The sequence below is a fragment of the Clostridiales bacterium FE2011 genome, from assembly GCA_017569305.1.
GTDB lineage: Bacteria > Bacillota > Clostridia > Christensenellales > Aristaeellaceae > Aristaeella.
The window spans coordinates 1,573,339-1,593,836 of the sequence record CP069418.1; the positions used below are offsets into that span (position 1 = coordinate 1,573,339).

The following is a 20,498-nucleotide window of genomic DNA, read 5'->3' on the forward strand; positions in this document are numbered from 1 at the left end:
ACAACAATTCTTCATTCTTCATTTCAGAAAAGCCTTCAGCTTTTCGACATAGTCTTCCTTCTCCCAGGGCAGGTCCACGTCTGTCCGTCCGAAGTGGCCGTAGGCCGCGGTCTGACGATAGATGGGCCGGCGCAGGTTCAGTCGCTCAATGATGGCGGAAGGCCGGAAGTCGAACACCTTGGTCACGATCTCCGCCAGCTTGTCATCCGGCAGCACACCGGTGCCGAAAGTATCCACCAGCACGCTGACGGGTTCCGCCACGCCGATAGCATAGGCCAGCTGGATCTGGCAGCGCTCAGCCAAGCCGGCAGCCACCACGTTCTTCGCGGCATGACGGGCAGCATAGGCAGCGCTCCGGTCCACCTTGGTCGGGTCCTTACCGGAGAAGCATCCGCCGCCGTGGGGTGCGGATCCGCCGTAGGTATCCACGATGATTTTCCGTCCGGTCAGGCCGGTATCTCCGGTCGGTCCGCCGATCACGAAACGGCCGGTGGGATTGATCAGGATCCGGGTCTTGTCCGTCAGCAGCTCCTTGGGAATAATGGGCAGAATCACCTGCTCCTTGATACCCTTTCTCAGCTCATCCATATCCACGTCAGCGGAATGCTGGGCGGAAACCACCACGGTGTCCACCGCGACGGGCTTGTCGTTTTCGTATTCCACAGTCACCTGGGTCTTTCCGTCCGGATAGAGGAAAGGCAGCGTGCCGTCCTTACGCACCTGCGTCAGGCGGAGCGCCATCCGGTGGCTCAGGGCAATAGCCAGGGGCATCCTTTCGGGTGTCTCGGTGCAGGCATAACCGAACATCATACCCTGGTCGCCGGCGCCGATATCCGCTTCCTTGCTGCTGTCCCGGGTTTCCAGGGCGTCGTTCACGCCCATGGCGATATCCGGGCTCTGCTCATGAATGGCGGTCATCACGGCGCAAGTATTGCCGTTAAAGGATTTTTCGGGAGAATCATAACCGATCTCGGTCACAACCTTCCGGACAATGGCGTTGATATCCACATAGGAAGTGGTGGTTATCTCACCCATCACGGTGATGATGCCCGTAGTCGCGAAGGTTTCGCAGGCCACGCGGGCTTTGGGGTCGTTTTCCAGGATGGCGTCCAGCACCGCGTCGGAAACCTGGTCGCACAGTTTGTCGGGATGTCCCTCAGTAACAGATTCAGAAGTAAACAGTCTGCGCATCTTTCTTCTCCTTTTCTTTTTGTCGTCCGGTGCGGGGGCTTTCATTATGGCCGTATTCCGCAACCTTGCCCTGACAGCAGTCATCAGAGCTTCTTCTGTTCTTGCGACGGTCCAGCCGGAAAAAAACCGCCTGGCTTGCACACAAACCAGGCGGGATTCGATCTTGTTGACCGTCCTTATCTGTCAGCGCCTCCCTGTGGGGTGTGCACGCTGCGGGATTTGGCACCTTGCTTTCGCCGGTTGCCGTGACATCATCAGGCCCGTCCTTCAGTCACTCGTGATAAGGTATTCAGTTGCGGAACGTATCATATACGATTTAGCGTCTCCTGTCAACAGCTTATCGTATATTGATGAATAACAACCAATTAATTGTGAATTATTAATTGTTAATTGTTAATTATTTGATCATGTCTCCCATGGTGCCGTTCACAGCGCAGGCAGCGTTGCTCTCGTCCGTGTCGATATGCATCGCCAGGGAGAACTTCTCGCTCACGCGGACCACAACGTCACCGAAGACCAGGGCGCGGCCGTTGGTGTCAACCTTCACGGAAACAACGTCCTTGTCCTTCACGCCGAACTCTTCAGCGTCGGCAGGAGTCATATGGATATGACGCTTGGCGGCGATAACGCCTTCGGTCACTTCCACTTCACCCGCGGGGCCAACCAGCTTGCAGGCGCCGGAACCGGCAATGTCACCGGACTCACGCACGGGAGCGGTCACGCCGATGGAACGGGCGTCGGTCAGGGAAAGCTCCACCTGGGTGGCGGGGCGGACGGGCCCAAGGATACGAACGCGCTTCAGGGTGTTCTTGGGTCCGACAATATCCACCTGCTCTTCGCTGGCGAACTGTCCGGGCTGGCTCAGCCAGCTCTTGACGGTCAGCTCATGGCCTGCACCGAACAGGGTCTCGAGATCTTCCTTGGTAACATGCACGTGACGGGCAGAAGTTTCAACCAGAATCTGTTTCATGGAATATGTCCCTCTTTCTGTAGTTGTCATGGATACCGGCCTTTGCTTCTGCTTCAGGCAGATCATCCGAACACAAAGTATAGCACGGAGGCACGATATGCGCCAGTGCATATGTGCCTCCGTATTCATTCATTATGCATCATGCATTATGAATTATAAAGTGTTTGATTAGTCTTTCAGTTCGCTGGTGCAGTGCGGGCAGCGGGTAGCCTTGATGCTGATCTCGCTCTGGCAGAAGGGGCAAACCTTGGTGGTGGGCTCGGCGGGAGCTTCTTCCTTCTTCTTCAGGTTCTTGGCCTTGTTGGCAGCCTTCACGATGATGAAGAGCACCAGCGCGGTCAGAAGGAATTCAACAACCACGGCCGCAAAGGAAATCAGGGGAGCTGTCCAGGCAGATCCGCCGTCTTCAATCTTGGGCAGGCTCTCGATAATGGGGTTCAGGAAAATTTCAACAACAGCGGTAACAACCTTGTTGAATGCAGCGCCCAGAACGACGGCAACCGCCAGATCCAGGACATTACCCTTCATTGCGAAGTCTTTGAACTCTTTCAGAAGCTTTTTCATATATACAAACCTCCCAAATTATTTTATTCCGTTATTTGTTGGCTTGGACACGCCGGCATTATTTCTTGCCGAAAATGCCGCCGATGGCCTTGCCCAGGTTCTTGATCAGGCCGTTCACGATCGTACGGGTCGCGGAGCTGATCGCGGTGTTCTTCACACGGCCGGCAACAGAGTCATTCCGGCGGGCACGCTCGGCCGCTTCTTCACGCAGCTGGTCGTTGCGGGCACGGCGTTCGGCCGCTTCCTGCTCACGGGCCTTGCGCTCCGCTTCCTTCGCGGCAGCGGCGGCAGCCTTCTGCTGGGCTTCCAGAGCTTTGGGGTCCACAGCAACGGGAGCGGGCACATAGTTCCCAGTCGCGGGATCCAGCACCATGTCCACCATCTGCTGCACATACTGACCGGTCGTCTGGTCGAGCACCATCACGGGCATCTTCTGGGCCTGGGGCTGCACCTGGATGGTGGGAACAGCCTGCTGCACGGCCTGCACCACGGGCTGGGCCGCCTGCTGGACAGCCTGAACCACGGGAGCCGCGGCCTGCTGAACGGCGTTCACAACGGGAGCGGCAGCCTGCTGGACTGCTTCAGCCACATTGCCCTGCTGAACAGCTTCAACCACAGGGGCAGCGGCCTGCTGCACGGCTTCCACAACGGGAGCCGCAGCCTGCTGAACCGCCTCAACCACGGGAGCAGCTGCTTCCTGAACAGCTTCCACTACGGGAGCGGCAGCTTCCTTCACAGCTTCAGCCACAGGAGCCATGCCTTCGACTTCTTTTTCAACATACTGACCGGTGGTAGGATCGAATACTTTGAATGTTGCCATCTTCTCTCTGCGGCGCTCTCCTCCCTGCGCCGTTCCGGGGTCGTTGAGTAAACAGTGACATTGTAGATCAGCTTCCTGCCGCACCTCAGAAATAGTACCACTGGCCGTTTATCAGCTTAAACCGCTGTGGATCCATTTCCTGTACCTGTGGTACCGGCGGTGCAGGCGGTGTCGGCTGTTCCTGAGTTCCGGGATCATCAGCAGGCGTTTCATCGGCATATTTGCCCTTCATGGGGCTGGCGTCGATGACCATCCTGCGGATTTCCTGGCTGATCGCACCCATATAGCTTTGCGGGGGAAGTATGGTGGCCCGCTCCACCACGCTCGGAGCTCCGTGCTCATCCAGGAAGGAAACCAGTGCCTCGCCTGTCTTCAGGGTGGTAATGGCTTCTTCTGTATCAAAGGACGGATTCGTCCGGAACGTCTGTGCAGCCACCTTGACCGCCTTCTGGTCAAGCGGTGTGTAAGCCCTCAGCGCGTGCTGGATCCGGTTGCCCAGCTGGCCGAGGATCGTCATGGGAATGTCCGCCGGGCTCTGGGTGATAAAGTACACGCCCACGCCCTTGGAGCGGACCAGCCGGACCACCTGTTCAATCTTTTCCATCAGGGACCGGCTGCAGTTGTTGAACAGCAGGTGTGCTTCATCAAAGAAGAACACCACAATCGGCTTATCGGCGTCTCCCCGCTCCGGAAGCAAATCATACAGCTTCGTCAGCATCCACAGCAGGAAGGTGGAATACATCGTGGGATTATTAAACAGCCGGTCCGCACACAGGATGTTGATCTTACCCCTGCCGCTGGCCGGATCAACCTGGATCCAGTCGTTGATGTCAATGGCCGGCTCCCGGAAGAATACGTTGCCGCCCTGGTCTTCCAGCACACCCACGGCCCGCTGGATGGCACCCACACTGGCCGCGGAAACATTGCCGTACTCCAGGGTATATTCCTTCGCGTTCTCGCCCACATGGATCAGCAGGTTTTTCAGATCCTGCAGGTGCTCCAGCGGGATGTTTTCCCGCCCGGCCACCCGGAAGGCGATATTCATTACGCCGCTCTGGGTCTCATTCAGGTTCAGCATCCGGCTCATCAGCAGCGGACCCATGTCCTGCACTGTTGCCCGGATCGGAATGCCCTGTTCCCCGTATACGTCCCAGTATTCTGTCGGATAGGAGGTATATTTGAACACTTCCCTCGGTACGCCGCATTTTGCCAGCCGCTTATCAATCGCTTCTGACTCAGCGCCGTCCATCACCATGCCGCTCAGGTCGCTCTTGATATCACTCAGGAACACCGGAACACCCATGTCGGAAAAGCCTTCTGCCAGCACCTTCAGGGATACGGTTTTACCGGTACCGGTTGCGCCGGCGATCAGGCCGTGGCGGTTGGCCATGGAAGGCAACAGAAACACAGGGCCTTTATCACAGGACCCGATCCAGATCTTGCCATCGTAAAGCACCTGTATCCCTCCCATATCCTGTTATTGATTTCTTTTGCTATATTTTACACAGTTTCCCTTGTACCGTCAAGGTTTTCAAGGGTTTTCGATTGTATTTCATGCATGGTTTTACGCGGTTCTTCAGTCCTTTTTTCCCCTTTCTCTCAAGGCCTTCAGCAGTTCTGTATACAATCGTTCAATTCCCGGATTTTATCCCCCACATCTTCCGGACAATGTGCGTCCGAGGAAGTGATAATCTCCACGTGATGCTTCTTCAGGATCCTGATCAGCTCCCCGTCCATTCCCAGGGGCGCCGTATCCGGGCATCTTCTGGCCGCGCCGCTGTTCTGGTCCGCGTACATTCCGCTTTCCGCCAGCGCCGATGCCAGGTTTTCATAGTATTCTGTCAGTGAATAGGACGGCTTATAACCAAACAGCTTAATGGTGTCCGGATGCCCTATTCCGTCAAAGATCCTGCTCTTTGCCAGGCGGATGGAATCTTCAAAGTATCTCTTGTAGACCCTGTCTACATCCACGCCCGCCCAGTGTTCCGGCTTGTGGTCAAAAGCAAAATCGTCCACAAAGTGCATGCTGCCCAGCAGGAAATCAAAGCCCTTATCCTTTGTCAGTTTCGCGGTCAGTTCTTCAAATTCCGGGAAGTAGCATACTTCCAGTCCGAACTTGATCTTTACCGGGAACTGCTCCTTCCTGACTTTCTCAATTAATTCCAGGTATTCATCCAGCTTCTTCACACCGCCAACCCGGTGAAACCACTCATTCACAAAATCGCTGTGCGCGCATACGGAATCATACATGGGTACATACTCTTCAAACCGGAAATTGTGTTCCAGCAGCCGGATCTCATCCAGCCCCGTTTCCACCGCCCGGTCCACAAACTTCCTGATCCATTCCAGCGTATAGGGTCCCCGTTCAATATGAATATGACCGTCAATCATATGTTCTGTTCAAGCCAAGTTGGCTAATACTCCTTTTTTGAATTACTGTCACATAATAACATAAATCCGGCAGGCAGCCTATCAGGTCTGCCTGCCGGATCTTTTGCTTTGTCTATGTTCAGTTTGATTCTTTTATTTGCTCATTTCCGCCACAACACTTCTGAACTCATTCGTCTTTGCAAACGCGTCCAGTAGTGCCTGCAGCGATGTCCCTTCATCCAGCTTCTCCGTCCAGGTCGTCAGCCCTTCCGCATCAGCTTCCCGGTTCAGATACACCCTGTACAGGATCTTCACCAGTTCCTCATTGCTGACGTTCTTGTCCTTAAACTCACCGGAGAACAGGAAACCTCTGGCAATCTGGTCTGCCGTCTTCGTCCCGTTCAGCATCTGGCCGATCCAGCCGTCCAGTTCTGTCTGGCTTGCTTCCCTGCCCAGGATGCACCGATAGCACCGGCCGATGAACTCTTTCGCTTTCTCCTCGTTTACATAAATGGCCTGCACAGCGGTACCCAGCTGCTCATTCACTGTATCGGAGGGATTGACGATTTCCACCTTGGTAACGTTGTTTTCAGTCTTTGTCACAGTCTGTTTCACAACAGGCTCTTCCTGGATTTCCGTCTGGTGGCTCAGGCTTTGCACCTGTACAGAACCAGGCGTTATACCGTAGGCATCACAAATCGCGGTAAACTCCTTGGATCCGCAGAAGCCGTTGATGATCGCTGTCAGCGGCTGGCCGCCCGCCAGCCTTCCGACCCAGTCAGCCTTGCCTGCCGGATCAGATCCGCGGCCAAGCATTGCCTTATACAGGATCTCGACTGCATCCGGATTGCTGTATTTCTTGTTCTGGAACTCCTGGCTGTACACAAACTGCTCAATGATTTCCGCAGCTGTCCTCCGGCGGGACTTCAATTCATTGAACCAGGTGTTCATACCGACTTCGTCCGCGCCACGGCCCAGGATGATATTGTAGCACCGGGTTACAAACGCACGAATTTGCTGATCTGACGCACTGCCCTGCTCCATACTCACAGATCCCGGTGTAATCCCGTAGCTGTCGCAGATTTCCTTGAATTCCTTTGATCCGCAGAAACCATTGATCACCACCGCAAAAGGATGGCCTGCATCCAGTTTTCCGACCCAGTCAGCCTTGCCTGCCGGATCAGATCCGCGGCCAAGCATTGCCTTGTACAGGATCTCAACCGCATCTGCATTGCTGTAGTTCTTACCTATGAATTCCTGGCTCCTGACAAAATTATCGATGATTTCTGAAGCCGCCTTCCTGCCGGAAACCATTTCATTATACCAGGTCTTCATTCCGCCTGCGTCAGGCTCACGGCCCAGGATGATCTGGTAGCATCTGGAAACATAGGCCTCTACCTTGTCTGCCGGTTCAGGCTTGGGTTCTGGTTCGGGGTCAGATCCGGGTTCCAGAACCGGCTCCCATCCCGGAACAATTCTTACAGACATATCTGCCATCAATGTCTGGAGACCATTCTCATTCATTAGAACCCAGGATGGCGAACTACCAGTCGTTTTGTTTTCTGTGACAAGCTTTACCAAATATGGGCATTTTGAAATATCCAAAGTCTTCAGCTTATTATCTTCGCAACATAAAATTTTTAGTTCTGTATTCTTACTGACATCCAGCGAAGTAAGTTGATTCTTTTCGCATCTGAGATCAAATAGTTCAATATTATTACTTACATCAAGAGAACTTAGCTGATTATTTGTACACATAAGTTCTCCCAACTTGAGAGTATAACTTACATCAAGTGTAGCTATTTCATTGAAGGAACATTTCAGGCTAAATAAATTACCATTTTTGCCGAGATTGATCGTTTTGATTTTGTTGTGGGTGCAATCAAAATTTTCTAATTTCGTAATTTGGGTTACGTCAAGCCTTGTTAATTTGTTATCACTACATTCAAAGTGCCTCAATAATGCTTGTCTACTAACATCTAGTGTTGTCAACTGATTCGAAGAGCACACAAGCGACTCCAGCACACCATTATCGCATAGTTTCAGAATGTTCAATTTATTACCTGAACATGTTAATTCATATAACTTTGGATTGTTGCTAACATCCAACGATGTAAGCTGGTTGTCATTGCACAAAAACACATATAATTCAGGATTATTGCTCACATTCAGTGAGGAGATTTCATTTCCACTACACACAATCCAACGCATTAGGCTATTGTTATCGACATTAAGCGCTTTCAATTTGTTATTTCTACAAGTTATGGATTCCAATTTTGCGTTTTCCCTTAAATCCAATGATGTTATCTGGTTGTTATCACAGCTTATGCTTTCCAGTTCAGGATTATCATTCACTTTCAGTTCGGCAATATTATTCCAGTCACAGCAAAGTATTGCTAAAGCGGTATTATGACTTACGTCCAGTGATGTCAGCTCATTGTAATCACAAACTAGCTTTTTCAGCTTAGAAAAATGTTCAACACCTTTCAGCGTTTTGATTCCAAGATTACTTGCATAGATTTCTATAATTTCAGCAAGCTCATCTACACTAAACTTTTCATTTCCATCCGTATCGAATTTTTTGACATATGTTCGAAAAGCAGAATCCGGAAATTCTTCATTGATATCTATCTCAGTCTTCGCGCAAGCGGAAAAAGCAAAGCATAGCATTGCAATAACCACAACGATAAACAAACAGCACTTTTTCATGAACTTGTTCCTCCCATTTAGAAATGTGAAAGGTATATTTTGACTCAGAATAAATCTGATTCACAATTGCATAATCTCTTACTTTGTCCGGTTTTGATTCTCTTACTTGCTCATCTCTGCCACAACGCTTCTGAACTCATTCGTCTTTGCGAATGTATCCAACACTGCCTGCAGCGATGTTCCCTCATCCAGCTTCTGCGTCCAGGTTGCAAGCCCTTCCACGTCAGCTTCCCGGTTCATATATACCCTGTACAGGATCTTCACCAGTTCATCATTGCTGACATTCTTACCCTTGAATTCACCGGAGAACAGGAACCCGCGGGCAATCTGGTCTGCCGTCTTTGTGCCGTTCAGCATCTGGCCGATCCAACTGTCCAGTTCGGACTGGCTGGCTTCCCTGCCCAGGATGCACCGGTAGCACCGGCCAATGAATTCCTTGGCTTTCTCTTCGTTGATGTAGATCGCCTGTACAGCCGTTCCCAGCTGTGCGTTTTCCGTATCGGAAGGATTGACGATTTCCACCTTGGTGACGTTGTTTTCCGTCTTCGTCACAGTCTGCTTTGCCACCGGCTCTACTTCAATGACAGGCTGGCTGCTCAGCTGCTGTACCTGTACGGATCCGGGCGTTATACCATAAGCATCGCAAATCGCACCAAATTCCATGGATCCGCAGAAGCCGTTAATGATTGCTGTCAGCGGCTGGCCGTTATTCAGCTTGGCGACCCAGTCAGCCTTACCTGCCGGATCAGAACCGCGGCCCAGCATCGCCTTGTACAGAATCTCTACCGCGTCAGCATTGCTGTATTTCTTGTTCTGGAACTCCTGACTGTACACAAACTGCTCAATGATCTCCGCAGCCGTCTTGCGGTGGGACTTCAGTTCATTGAACCAGGTGTTCATACCACCTTCGTCCGCGTCACGACCCAGGATGATCTTATAGCACCGGGTCACAAATGCACGGATCTGCTGATCTGATTCGCTGCCCTGCTCCGTGCTCACTGAGCCTGGCGTAATCCCGTAGGCATCACAGATTTCCTTGAATTCCTTTGACCCGCAGAAACCATTGATAACCACCGCAAAAGGATGGCCTGCTTCCAGCTTACCAACCCAGTCAGCCTTACCTGCCGGATCAGAGCCACGGCCCAGCATAGCCTTATACAGGATCTCTACCGCGTCAGCATTACTGTAGTTCTTGCCCAGGAATTCCTGGCTCCTGACAAAACAATCGATGATTTCAGATGCCGCCCTCCGGCCGGATACCAGTTCGTTGTACCAGGTTTTCATTCCGCCTGCGTCAGGATGCCGGCCCAAGATAATGCTGTAGCAGCGCGCCACAAAAGCCTCAACCTTGTCTGCCGGTTCAGGTTCTGGTGTTGGTTTGATATTGGGTTTGGGTGTTGGGGTAGGATCATTGATAGGTGCAGGAGTAGGCGAGATAGTCGGATGAACTGAACTGGTCGGATTGACAGATTCAGTCGGTTCAGGAGTTCCAATTAAATCGATTACGGCACTGTCTTTTATCGTCGTTCGACCATCACGCCCATGCAAAACGCATCGAACAAACGCTTTGATTCCTGTCCTTGGTGTAAACTTCAGATACCCTTTCTTTTGTGAAAAATCCAGAGTGCCGGAAGATGCTTTTATATATGAATAATTCTGGTCAATGACATACCATTCATATTCACAACTTGTGTACAATCCTTCCGTCCCGTATATTTCATAAAAAATTGACATTTCTGAACCCAGATTGTATTCATCACAGTTAAATGTTATACCGACCGAAAAAGGTCCCTCACCTGCTTGTATTCCCCCGGTCAGTTCTACCATATCGCTGTTTTGATAATCCGTAGTATGGCTTGTATCATAAATCATATATAAAACATAAGCCTGGCTTCCTGTTTCAGGCGTAAATTTGATAGTTCCTTTTGTCTTTGTTAAATCCAGCTTCCCGCACTGTACTAAATTACTGGAATATGTTTCATCATCGTTTGTATAACAGATGTAATCTATTCTTGTGCATGTTGCACTTGTTTTGGTAATATTCCAAGTCGCTGTTATTTCATTACCCACAGCATAGGTGTATTTATCAAATGTTGTATGGATTATAACAGGTACATTTTCCAGAGCAACTCTATAGCTGTCAATGGATTCAGAACGTCCTTCTGAATCTGTAATAAAGAACTCAAGATATGCTCCATTTACATCATTCCCTGAAGGAACTGTAAAATAAATTTTGCCGTTTTTATTGATTATATCCAGATTGCCGGATGCAACTTTCTTACGAACCTCATTCCGATCCAGGCTGTAACAAATATATGTTCCTTTTGTATATGTTCCACTGCCTCCTTTGATCTGATAAGTCACAGTCAACTCATCGTCCAGATATCGATTATTGCTGAAGTCTGAATCTACCCATATTGGATCAAAAGATGGTGTCCCATTCAGCTTGATTGACTTGCTCCCAATTGTTGTAGAACTACCATTACTGTCAAACACTGTATAAAGAATGTATATGTAATCTCCGGATTCAGGTGTAAATTTTATTGTCCCGGTTTTCGTTTCAGTATTAAGTTCACCAACCAACACATTCTTACGTTTAGCATTATCTATGATATAGCAAATATATTCCCCTCTCGTATATATCCCGCTACCGCCACTTATTTTATAGGTCGCTGTCACTTCTGTCCCTATATCATATCCTTCTTTGTCAAATACTGTTGTAACATCCAGTTCCTCACTTTCCGCATGCGTGGCAAATGCAAAGCATAGCGTCGCAATAATCACAGCGATAAACAAACAGTACTTTTTCATGAACTTGTTCCTCCAACGTAGAAATGTGCAAGATATTATTTTGACTCAGAATGGATCTGGATTCACAATTGCATAATATCTTATTCTGTACCCATGGCTGCAAATGTGGATTTATTATCTCATTTTTGATCGTACATTTCAATCCGTTTTGCACATTTTCTGCTCACTTTTTTCATTTTTCTTCCAGTTGTTTCCAAAAAGTAAAAAAGGATGACTTTCCGTTTCCGGAAGCCATCCCTTTATCGGTTGTATTTGTTGTTATTCTTTGGTCAGCAGCTGGGACATGATGCTGCGCATCATCTCTGCAGCACGGGAGCGGTGGCTGATCTGGTTCTTTTCCTCCGCGTTCATTTCCGCATAGGTCTTGTTCATGGGCTCGTAGAGGAACAGCGGATCATAACCGAAGCCGCCGGTGCCCCTGCGCTCTGTCAGGATGGTTCCGGGACAGCTGCCCTCGGCAATGATGGTTTCCTTGCCGGGAATCTTCAGTGCCAGCGCGCACTTGAAGGCTGCGGAACGGTCTTCTTTCCCTTCCATCCGGCTCAGGAGCAGGTCGTTGTTCGCCTCATCGTCTCCATGTTCTCCGGCATAACGTGCCGAATAGACACCCGGTTCGCCATCCAGCGCATCCACTTCCAGGCCGCTGTCATCACCGATGGCGGGCAGGCCGGTTGCCTCGCACACAGCTTCCGCTTTGATGGCGGCGTTGCCGGCGAAGGTATTGGCGTTCTCATCGATCGGGCCGAAGAACCCGACAGATGTCATCGGAGCCAGCGTATAGAAATCCTTGAACATCTCCTGCAGTTCACGCAGCTTATGTTCGTTGCCCGTGGCCACCAGCAGCAGCGGCTTAGGCGCAATGTATCGGGCCCGGTCTCCGAGCGCTTCCCGCTGGGCGTCCATCAGTTCACGGATTCCCTTTTCGCCGTATTCCATGATGGTATCCAGTTCTTTCTTGGTGAAAGCGCGGCCTTCTCCGGTTCCCTGCAGTTCAATGAACTCGCCCTTTTCGTTCATGACAAAGTTCATATCCACCTGGGCATGGCTGTCTTCCTGATAGCACAGATCCAGGCACGGTTCGTCGTCAATCACACCTGCGCTGATAGCGGCCACCTGATGGATGATGGGGCTGATAGGCAGCTTCTTTTCCCGCACCAGACGCTCCGCCGCACAGGTCAGCGCCATCATAGCGCCGGTAATGGAAGCTGTACGGGTACCGCCGTCCGCTTCCAGCACGTCGCAGTCCAGCGTAATCGTCCGCTCGCCCAGCGCCTTCAGGTCCACTGCCTGGCGCAGTGCCCGGCCGATCAGCCGCTGGATTTCCACGCTCCGGCCATCCTTTTTGATGCCATCCCGCTTTTTCCGTTCAGTGGTGGATGCCGGCAGCATCGCGTATTCCGCTGTCACCCAGCCCTGGCCCTTACCCTTCAGGAAGGGCGGAACCGCTTCTTCCACGCTGGCAGTACAAATCACCCGGGTGTTCCCCGTGGCAATCAGGCAGCTGCCGTAGGCCGTGCGTACAAAGTCTGTTTCAATGCTGATCGGGCGCTTCTCGTCCGGTTTTCTTCCGTCTGCTCTCATTGTTTATTCCTTCCCGTTATTCCTGATTGTTTTCATTGCCTCTGCTGCGTAAACCACCATGGCGACAATCGCCAGCGCCACCGTAATCCACAGCAGGAGGATGTCCGGCGTCATGCCCCACAGCATGATATTTCCTTCCACAAACGCCTTATGGAAGAACGACAGCACCAGGGAGGCGATAAAACCCACCTGCGCTGACTTGCCGAAGTAATTGCTGTATACCACCACGTCCTTGCTCAGCATGAACACGCCGCCCAGGACCATCAGCAGCTCCTTGGCCGCCACAATGATCACCGCGATCAGCGGCAGCGGGCCCCAGAACGTCTGGCATACCATCGCCGTCAGCACCATCAGCTTATCAGCCAGCGGATCAAACAGCTTGCCGAAGTCGGTAATCTGGTTCAGTTTCCGCGCCAGATATCCGTCCAGCATATCCGTCAGGCTTGCCGCGCAGAACACGCACAGTGAGGCGACCTTAATCTCTTCCTCGTGGAAAAACAGCACCACAAATACCGGAATCAGCAGCATCCGGATGATGGTCAGGACGTTCGGAATCGTCCAGACGTTGGAAAACAGCTTACGAATCTTCTCTTTCAAAAAGAGGACCTTCCTTCAAATCACTTTATGATTCATTATTCATTTTTCATTGTCATTATTTGGTCGTCAGTCCTTCGCCCAAAGTAATGACCTCTTTACGGCCTCGTGCCAACCCTTGAGGTTCAGCAGCCTTGTAGCGTCATCCATCCGGGGCGTAAACTCCAGATCCTTCTGCCAGACCTTTGTGGTTTCCTCCAGACTGCTGTAGATCCCCGCGCCGAGTCCGGCCAGCAGGGCCGCGCCCAGGGCGGTGGTTTCCAGCACTCTCGGCCGGATGACCGGAATGCCTGTAATATCCGCCTGGAACTGCATCAGGAAGCTGTTCGCGCTGGCGCCGCCGTCTACCTGCAGGCTTTCCGGCCGGCTGCCGCAGTCCGCGATCATCGCATCCATCAGATCCGCGCTCTGGTAGGCGATTGCCTCCAGCGCCGCCCGGACAATATGTGCCCGGCCGGTTCCCCGGGTCATGCCGATCAGCGTTCCCCGGCTGTACATATCCCACCAGGGTGCGCCCAGTCCGGTAAATGCCGGCACCAGGTATACGCCGCCGGTACTCTGGATTGACTGTGCAATCCCTTCTGTTTCTGCGGCGTTTTCAATAATCTTCAGTTCATCCCGCAGCCACTGGACGGTGGCTCCGCCCATAAACACGCTGCCTTCCAGCGCATATGTCGGTTTCCCGCCAATACGCCAGGCCATCGTGGTCAGCAGTCCGTGCTCGCTCATCACCGGTTTGTCCCCGGTGTTCATCAGCATGAAGCAGCCCGTGCCGTAGGTGTTCTTGATATCTCCGGTCTTCAGGCATGCCTGGCCGAACAGGCTCGCGTGCTGGTCACCCGCCATGGCGGTCACCGGAATAGCCCGGCCCAGGATCGCCGGATCCAGCATGCCGATCATTCCCGCCGTGTCCACCACCCGGGGCAGGCACGCTTTGGGAATATCCAGCAGCTTCAGGAGATCGTCGTCCCAGTCCTGGGTATGCAGGTTAAACAGCATTGTGCGGCCGGCGTTGGTCGCGTCCGTCACATGCGGCCTGCCCTCCAGCAGGTTCCAGCACAGGAAACTGTCCACCGTGCCGAAGCACAGCTCTCCTTTTTCCGCCCGATCCCGCAGGTTGTAATAATCCAGCAGCCACTTCAGCTTTGTGCCGGAGAAATAGGCATCCGGCACCAGGCCCGTCTTTTCGCGGATCATGTCGCCGCAGCCGTCCGCCACAAGCCGATCCACAATCTGGCTGGTCCGCCGGCACTGCCACACAATGGCGTTGCCAACGCATTCGCCTGTGTTCCGGTCCCAGAGGAAAGTGGTTTCCCGCTGGTTGGTGATGCCGATCGCGGCGATATCCGCCGCGTTCACACCGCTCAGGCGTACAGCTTCCCTCAGGGCCGTGATCTGACTGTTCAGGATATCTTTGGGGTCATGTTCCACCCAGCCGGGTTTCGGGTAATGCTGGGGGAATTCCTTGTTAAAGGCCGCAATAATCTCTCCGTCTTCGGTAAAGATCACTGCCCGGGAGCTGGTAGTTCCCTGATCAAGCGCCGCCAGAATCTTCTTCATAGCCGCCCTCCTCATCATGCACCTGCGCAAGCTCGAGTTCAATGCCGTAAACAAAGGACGTGTTTTTACCTGTAGTACCGATAACCACCGTGCTGCCATAGGCGGCGGGGGAAGCTTCAATCTCAGCATTCAGCTGCATTGTATCCACAACGCTTCCTGTGAGTCCCTCCAGCAGGTGGATGGTGCCGTTCTGTTCACACTGGATGATCCAGCCGTTTCCTGCTTCGTTATACACCGCAATGGGTGAAGATTCGCTGCGGCTGGAAAGGCCGTAGGACCAGACAATCTTTCCGCTTGCTTTTTCCAGCGCAATCAGGACAGCAGGCGTCTCACCGGAAAGGCCAAGCTGCTGCCTGCCTTCGTCTGAAAGACCGGTCACCGTGAAGTAGACCAGGTCATTCAGCCCATGTTGTCCGATCACCGGAGAAGCCTTGGCACCGACGTCATCCTTATCCTTCTTACCCTTGGTTACGCCGACGGAAGTCTTCCAGATTTCCTTTCCGCTCAGTGCGTCATACCGGCGGATCTGGATATCGCTGTCGCCCTTTTTCCGGTTGTTCAGCATATTCGCCGTGTACAGACTCAGCTCCCGGTTATCCGCCGGAGCCTTGTCCTTGGGATCGTCTTCGTCTCCTGTTTCTGCAGGCACCGGCGTTTCCTGGACATTCTCCCTGATCTGCATATCCATGGCAACCGCCGCCATGACGGAGTCCCCGGTATTCACTGCCCACACGGGCTTCAGGGTATCCGTATCAATGCACATGAGAACGCCTCCCATGTTTGCCATGTAGACGTACTTGTCATACGCGGCGGGAGAGGATTCGATTGCCAGCAGGGCTGTGCTCTTCTGTCCCTTCACCTTATAGTTCATAACGGTGATGGAAGGATCAATGGTCAGCACCTTCGCGTTGTAGTCGAAGCTTGAGTTCAGCGATTCCAGATACAGCATGCCGTTCGATCCGGCAGCAATCAGCGTATCGCTGGTTCTGTCGATCAGCGCTGAGGTTTCAAAGCTGCCGACATCATTCAGCGGCCGATGGTATTTTCCGTCCAGGCCGTCCAGCAGTTTCTGCTCCTTCTGGGAATACAGGTTGTACTGCCTCAGGCCGATCTTGCCGGTCTTCACCTTCATCTTCCGGGCAAACTGACCCACGCTCATGAAGGGATAACCGCCGGTATGCAGCGTCGGCGTACCGCGCATGGGATAGCCCAGCTTGATACTGTTGCGGGTTAATTCTCCGTCAGCCAGATCCAGGAAGCGGATATTGCCGTCCATGCCCGCAATGATGACTTCCTTCAGGGCCTTTGTATTGATTTTCTTTTCAAACAGGTTGCTTCCCTCGCGCACCTGCGTGCTCCAGCGGGCAATCACCGGCTGGCCGGTCCATCCGTAGCCGTAATAGGTCTGGTTTGTTCCCCGTGCGCTTCCGCTGTCCGCATGCCACTTTTCCTTCAGGCCTGTCGGTGCCGCGCTCAGCGTACCTACGGCTGCGTTCCGGCGGAAGTTGTCGCCGCGGAAAGTCATCACACCCAGCTGCTTTGTGGTATATTCATCCGCCGCCGGCATATGGATCAGTTCCTTCGCCGGCCGGCTGTAGTTTTTCACCTTCTTGGTAACGCTGGTATAAACCGTCGTACTGGAAATCAGTGACGGATCAGCTTCCGGCGCTGCCAGCGCCGTCAGCGGCGGGGTTTCAGTCGGTGCAGGGGTTGGCGGTGCAACGGTAGGAGTCGGTTCGGGCGTACGCAGTTCCCCGGTCGGCAGATCGTCATATCGATCTCCCTCGAAGGCTCCCTCGCCCTCTGCTTCGTTATCCGGATCTTCCTCTCCGTTTTCTCCCCAGAGATCCCCGGTAACGCCTTCTGCTTCTATATTCGGATTCTCATCCGATTCTGCTTCAGGATCCGGTTCCCCTTCAGCGCCTTCTTCCTTCGCTTTTTCCGCGTCCACGTCGTAATAATCGTCGTCGTCATATTCGGCCGGATCCGGTTCCGTGATTTCCTCCGGCTTCGGGGTCAGCATATCCAGCGGCCCTTGGATCTCTATTTCCACCGTGGAATTCGTATCATACCACTTGTCTTCATCAGCCCGGCGCACCTGGAGAATCGCGGTACCTTTCCGTCCGGTTTCCACGTGCATCTTCATGGTCCATAATTTGGAACCATCCGTGTTGTCTGTCGACGCGGCCTCGGTATCCAGATCCTCGTCGTTTTCTCCCCGCAGGCGGATTCCGGATACGTCCCGCTCCGTAAGCACGGTGAAAGCCATGTCCACCGGTGCGGTACGTCCTACCGTTTCATCCACCGGGATAAAGTTGATAACACGCGGAGCTTCCCGCACAGCGTTATTCTTCTGATTCGCCCTGTCCCTGAAGATCAGCACACCTGTAATGATGATGCCGATCACCACCAGCAGCGCCACAATGATCCTCAGCAGTTTATGCTCCGGACGATCCTGCACCTTTTCCTTGGCGTTCTCCGTCCGGAAAGGCTGACTCCGTTTTTCAAGATATGCTTTCGCGTCACGGGAATACATCGACTGTTCCCGTTCCCAGGCAGCGTCCCGGGCAGTTTCCCGGATCGGAACCTGCTGCGTCATACCGTCGCTCATGCGCCCAGGGGCATAGCCAACCCGTACCCTGGATGTTTTATCCTGGGTTCTGTTGCTGCCGGACCGGAGCGGCTCCTCCCGCACGTCCCGTCTGGGACGGACCGGCGCCTGCTTCTGTTCAGGCATAGGCGGCCTGCGGTACGCGTTCTGCGGACGGGTACCCGGACGTCTGGCTTCCGGCTTGACGGTGCCGTAAGGAGCTGCGCTCATGCGCCGCGCTTCCGCGGGCACCCGGCTGTCCGCGCCCTGCACCGCGGCAGGTGTTTCTTCAGATGCTTCTGTTTTTTCGACAGGTTCAGATTCTTCCGGCAGCTCAGGTGCCGCGGGAGCATCATTTTCTTCTTTCTTTTCAGGCTCCGGGATTGCTGTTTCCTGTACCTCGGCCGGTTCTTCCTCCGCCGGCATATCGGGCACTTCAGGGAAATCCGCTTCTTCGGTCTGCTCCGTCGCTTCTGTTACAGGCGCTTTCTCCTGTGTTTCCTTTTCGGGCTCATCATCAATAAGCCAGCGTTCAAGGCTGGCCAGCACTTCGGAGGATTCAGACGATTCTTCCGCTCTGACGGGAATGCCCGTTTCCGGTTTCCGCCGGTTTCTGCGCTGGGCATTCATCCCGGTATATGTATTCTGATCTTTCCGATTCCATCTGTCCAATCTTCGTCTTCTCCTTTTCTGCAAAGTTTCCGACAGTGTATATTATATCTGAAAGCGTTTTTGTTCACAAGTCCCGCGGCCGTTGCCTTTTCCCCTGCGCCCTTATATAATACGGATGCGGACGTTTTTCCATTGCAGTTCGTCCTGTTTTATTCTGAAAGATGGTTATTGTTTTATATTATGAAATGTACACTTTGTCCTCGTCAATGCGGTGCTGACCGTTCTGTTCAGCCGGGCTTCTGCGGCCTCGGCGAGGAGATGCTCATTGCCCGTATTGCCCCGCATCTGTGGGAAGAGCCGCCCATATCCGGCAGCCGCGGAACCGGAGCCGTCTTCTTTTCCGGCTGTACGCTCCGCTGCGTCTACTGCCAGAACGGAGATATCTCCCACCGGAATGAGGGCCGCCCTTTCACCCCGCGGGAGTTGTCAGACGCGCTCAAGCGCCTGACAGACCTAGGTGTCCACACCCTGTCTTTTATCACAGGCACCCCTTTTGTTCCCCGGATCCTGGAGGCGCTGGAACTCTGGCGCCCGCCCCTGCCCCTGGTATGGAATACCTCCGGCTATGAAACCGTGGATACCCTCCGCCGTCTCGAAGGCGTCATTGACGTATACCTTCCGGACCTGAAGCATTTCTCCACCCGTGCCGGACAGTTGTGCGCCGCGGCACCGGACTATTTTACCGTCACCTCCGCCGCGATTAAGGAGATGTGCCGTCAGACCGGTACTCCCGTTTACAATGAAAACGGCATCATGCTCAAGGGTACCCTGATCCGTCATCTGATCCTGCCGGGTTTCACTTCGGAAAGCCTGCGCCTGCTCACCTGGGTTCGGGATGAACTTCCTGCCGGCATTCCTGTCAGTCTCATGCGCCAGTATATCCCCTGCAACGGCGTATCCGTTCCCGGGCTGGACCGGCGCATCACGGAAAAGGAGTACAGCCGTGTCCGCGATCATATGATCGCCCTGGATCTTCCCGGCTTCCTGCAGGAACCGGATTCCGCCGACCGGGACTTTATACCGTTATTCAATCAGGATGAGAGCTTTGTTTAAACCCATATGAAAATAACGGAGTGTGCGAACGCACACTCCGTTATTTTACAATTCTTCATTTTTCATTACCAAAGTAAAAAAGCCTGACATTGTCAGGCTTTTTATTGTCAGGATTTTTTAACTTTGGGTACGTGGTATTCATACTTCCCGCCCATGTCAAACCGGACAGATTCCGGCGGAACTTCCAGCAGGGACGGATTATCCATATACTTGACCATGGAAGCAAAGAAGGCGGAGTAATGGGCGCCGGAGCACATCCGCTCATCCGCGGTCATGCCCAGCGGCAGCCACCGCTTCATGCGGCTCTTGCCTTCACTGTCCACAGTGGCTTCCTTCATGATTGTGCCCATGCCGATGAACATGCTCACATTGCCGAAGTTATAGATGTGATGCCATACATGGTTCAGGCCGATGGACGCGTTGTTGGTGATAAACAGGCCGCTGTAGAAAGGCAACTCCCGGATCAGGAATCCGGGTGCAAGGCCGTAGCGGTCCAGCAGCCGGTACAGGCCCACAATGCCGGTGGCCAGTCCCGGAATCTTCAGCAATGCTCCTGCCAGCTTGGTCAGGAACGCGTCCTCCTCTTCATCCCGGATTTTTTCCTGTGCGGCAACCATCCGGTCCCGGACGTCGAAGATCGTATCTGTCAGGTCGAACTCGATCCTGGCTGTGACTTCGTTGCTCTCATTGTTCTGCGGATCCTTGAGGACCACGTAGGAAAGGGAGCAGTTGTTCCGGGCATAATACTGCTTGTTGAAAATGAACCTGTTCAGTTCAGGCAGCTGGCTGACAGACCGCACATACGCCGCGGCAATGATCTGCATGAAGGTAATTCTTTCCCCCTGCCGATTCTTTTCCGCGATATAGCGCGCAGCTTTCTCATAGTCCATCTTGTGTTCCAGGAAAACCTGCGCGTCACAGCGCATGGGCATCAGGTAAGGGGTAATCTGCACGATCGGGTCCACGTCATTGAGTCGTCTGCCATCCGGTCTGCGTCCAAACATGTTCAGGCC

14 protein-coding genes and 1 riboswitch are annotated in these 20,498 nt (G+C 53.0%); of the genes, 1 reads left to right on the forward strand and 13 read right to left on the reverse strand.

Features of this window, described 5'->3' with window-relative positions:
* Positions 1 to 18 precede the first annotated feature (18 nt).
* The 12 genes from JRC49_07375 to JRC49_07430 all read right to left on the reverse strand — a co-directional run bounded on the left by JRC49_07375 (position 19) and on the right by JRC49_07430 (position 18,432).
* The gene (locus JRC49_07375) at positions 19 to 1,191 is read right to left on the reverse strand and encodes a methionine adenosyltransferase (GenBank protein QTE72607.1); all 1,173 of its coding nucleotides are present in this window, start codon (positions 1,189 to 1,191) and stop codon (positions 19 to 21) included.
* Between the two features lie 173 nt (positions 1,192 to 1,364).
* Positions 1,365 to 1,478: riboswitch (SAM riboswitch) on the reverse strand.
* 110 nt (positions 1,479 to 1,588) lie between these two features.
* On the reverse strand, positions 1,589 to 2,161 hold the full coding sequence (locus JRC49_07380) for a phosphate propanoyltransferase (protein ID QTE72608.1): 573 nt from the start codon (positions 2,159 to 2,161) through the stop codon (positions 1,589 to 1,591).
* 168 nt (positions 2,162 to 2,329) lie between these two features.
* The gene (mscL, locus tag JRC49_07385; protein QTE72609.1) at positions 2,330 to 2,725 is read right to left on the reverse strand and encodes a large conductance mechanosensitive channel protein MscL; all 396 of its coding nucleotides are present in this window, start codon (positions 2,723 to 2,725) and stop codon (positions 2,330 to 2,332) included.
* A 58-nt stretch (positions 2,726 to 2,783) separates the two neighbouring features.
* Positions 2,784 to 3,545 (reverse strand): hypothetical protein, encoded by a 762-nt coding sequence (locus JRC49_07390; GenBank protein QTE72610.1) that lies wholly within the window; start codon positions 3,543 to 3,545, stop codon positions 2,784 to 2,786.
* Positions 3,546 to 3,630: 85 nt separating this feature from the next.
* On the reverse strand, positions 3,631 to 5,016 hold the full coding sequence (locus JRC49_07395; GenBank protein QTE72611.1) for a DUF853 family protein: 1,386 nt from the start codon (positions 5,014 to 5,016) through the stop codon (positions 3,631 to 3,633).
* Between the two features lie 137 nt (positions 5,017 to 5,153).
* Positions 5,154 to 5,936: a histidinol-phosphatase HisJ family protein gene (locus JRC49_07400; GenBank protein QTE72612.1), complete on the reverse strand. Its 783-nt coding sequence runs from the start codon at positions 5,934 to 5,936 to the stop codon at positions 5,154 to 5,156.
* A 132-nt stretch (positions 5,937 to 6,068) separates the two neighbouring features.
* Positions 6,069 to 7,403 (reverse strand): DUF4214 domain-containing protein, encoded by a 1,335-nt coding sequence (locus tag JRC49_07405; protein ID QTE72613.1) that lies wholly within the window; start codon positions 7,401 to 7,403, stop codon positions 6,069 to 6,071.
* 1,323 nt (positions 7,404 to 8,726) lie between these two features.
* On the reverse strand, positions 8,727 to 9,908 hold the full coding sequence (locus tag JRC49_07410) for a DUF4214 domain-containing protein (GenBank protein ID QTE72614.1): 1,182 nt from the start codon (positions 9,906 to 9,908) through the stop codon (positions 8,727 to 8,729).
* Positions 9,909 to 11,693: 1,785 nt separating this feature from the next.
* Positions 11,694 to 13,016, reverse strand: a complete 1,323-nt coding sequence (rph, locus tag JRC49_07415; protein ID QTE72615.1) for a ribonuclease PH — start codon at positions 13,014 to 13,016, stop codon at positions 11,694 to 11,696.
* Positions 13,017 to 13,019: 3 nt separating this feature from the next.
* Positions 13,020 to 13,613 carry a CDP-diacylglycerol--glycerol-3-phosphate 3-phosphatidyltransferase gene (pgsA, locus tag JRC49_07420; protein QTE72616.1) on the reverse strand — a complete coding sequence of 198 codons (594 nt, stop codon included), beginning with the start codon at positions 13,611 to 13,613 and terminating at the stop codon, positions 13,020 to 13,022.
* Positions 13,614 to 13,679: 66 nt separating this feature from the next.
* Complete coding sequence (gene glpK / locus JRC49_07425; protein QTE72617.1) at positions 13,680 to 15,170, reverse strand: glycerol kinase GlpK; 1,491 nt, start codon at positions 15,168 to 15,170, stop codon at positions 13,680 to 13,682.
* Positions 15,145 to 18,432, reverse strand: coding sequence for a PQQ-binding-like beta-propeller repeat protein (locus JRC49_07430; GenBank protein ID QTE72618.1), 3,288 nt, complete (start codon positions 18,430 to 18,432; stop codon positions 15,145 to 15,147). Before JRC49_07430 ends, glpK begins: the two co-directional genes overlap by 26 nt.
* A 180-nt stretch (positions 18,433 to 18,612) precedes the next feature.
* Between JRC49_07430 and JRC49_07435 the strand changes: the two genes are divergently transcribed.
* The gene (locus JRC49_07435) at positions 18,613 to 19,485 is read left to right on the forward strand and encodes a radical SAM protein (GenBank protein QTE72619.1); all 873 of its coding nucleotides are present in this window, start codon (positions 18,613 to 18,615) and stop codon (positions 19,483 to 19,485) included.
* Between the two features lie 107 nt (positions 19,486 to 19,592).
* Here the strand turns inward: JRC49_07435 and JRC49_07440 are convergent, their stop codons facing one another.
* The gene (locus tag JRC49_07440; GenBank protein QTE72620.1) at positions 19,593 to 20,489 is read right to left on the reverse strand and encodes a 2-oxo acid dehydrogenase subunit E2; all 897 of its coding nucleotides are present in this window, start codon (positions 20,487 to 20,489) and stop codon (positions 19,593 to 19,595) included.
* Positions 20,490 to 20,498: the final 9 nt, after the last annotated feature.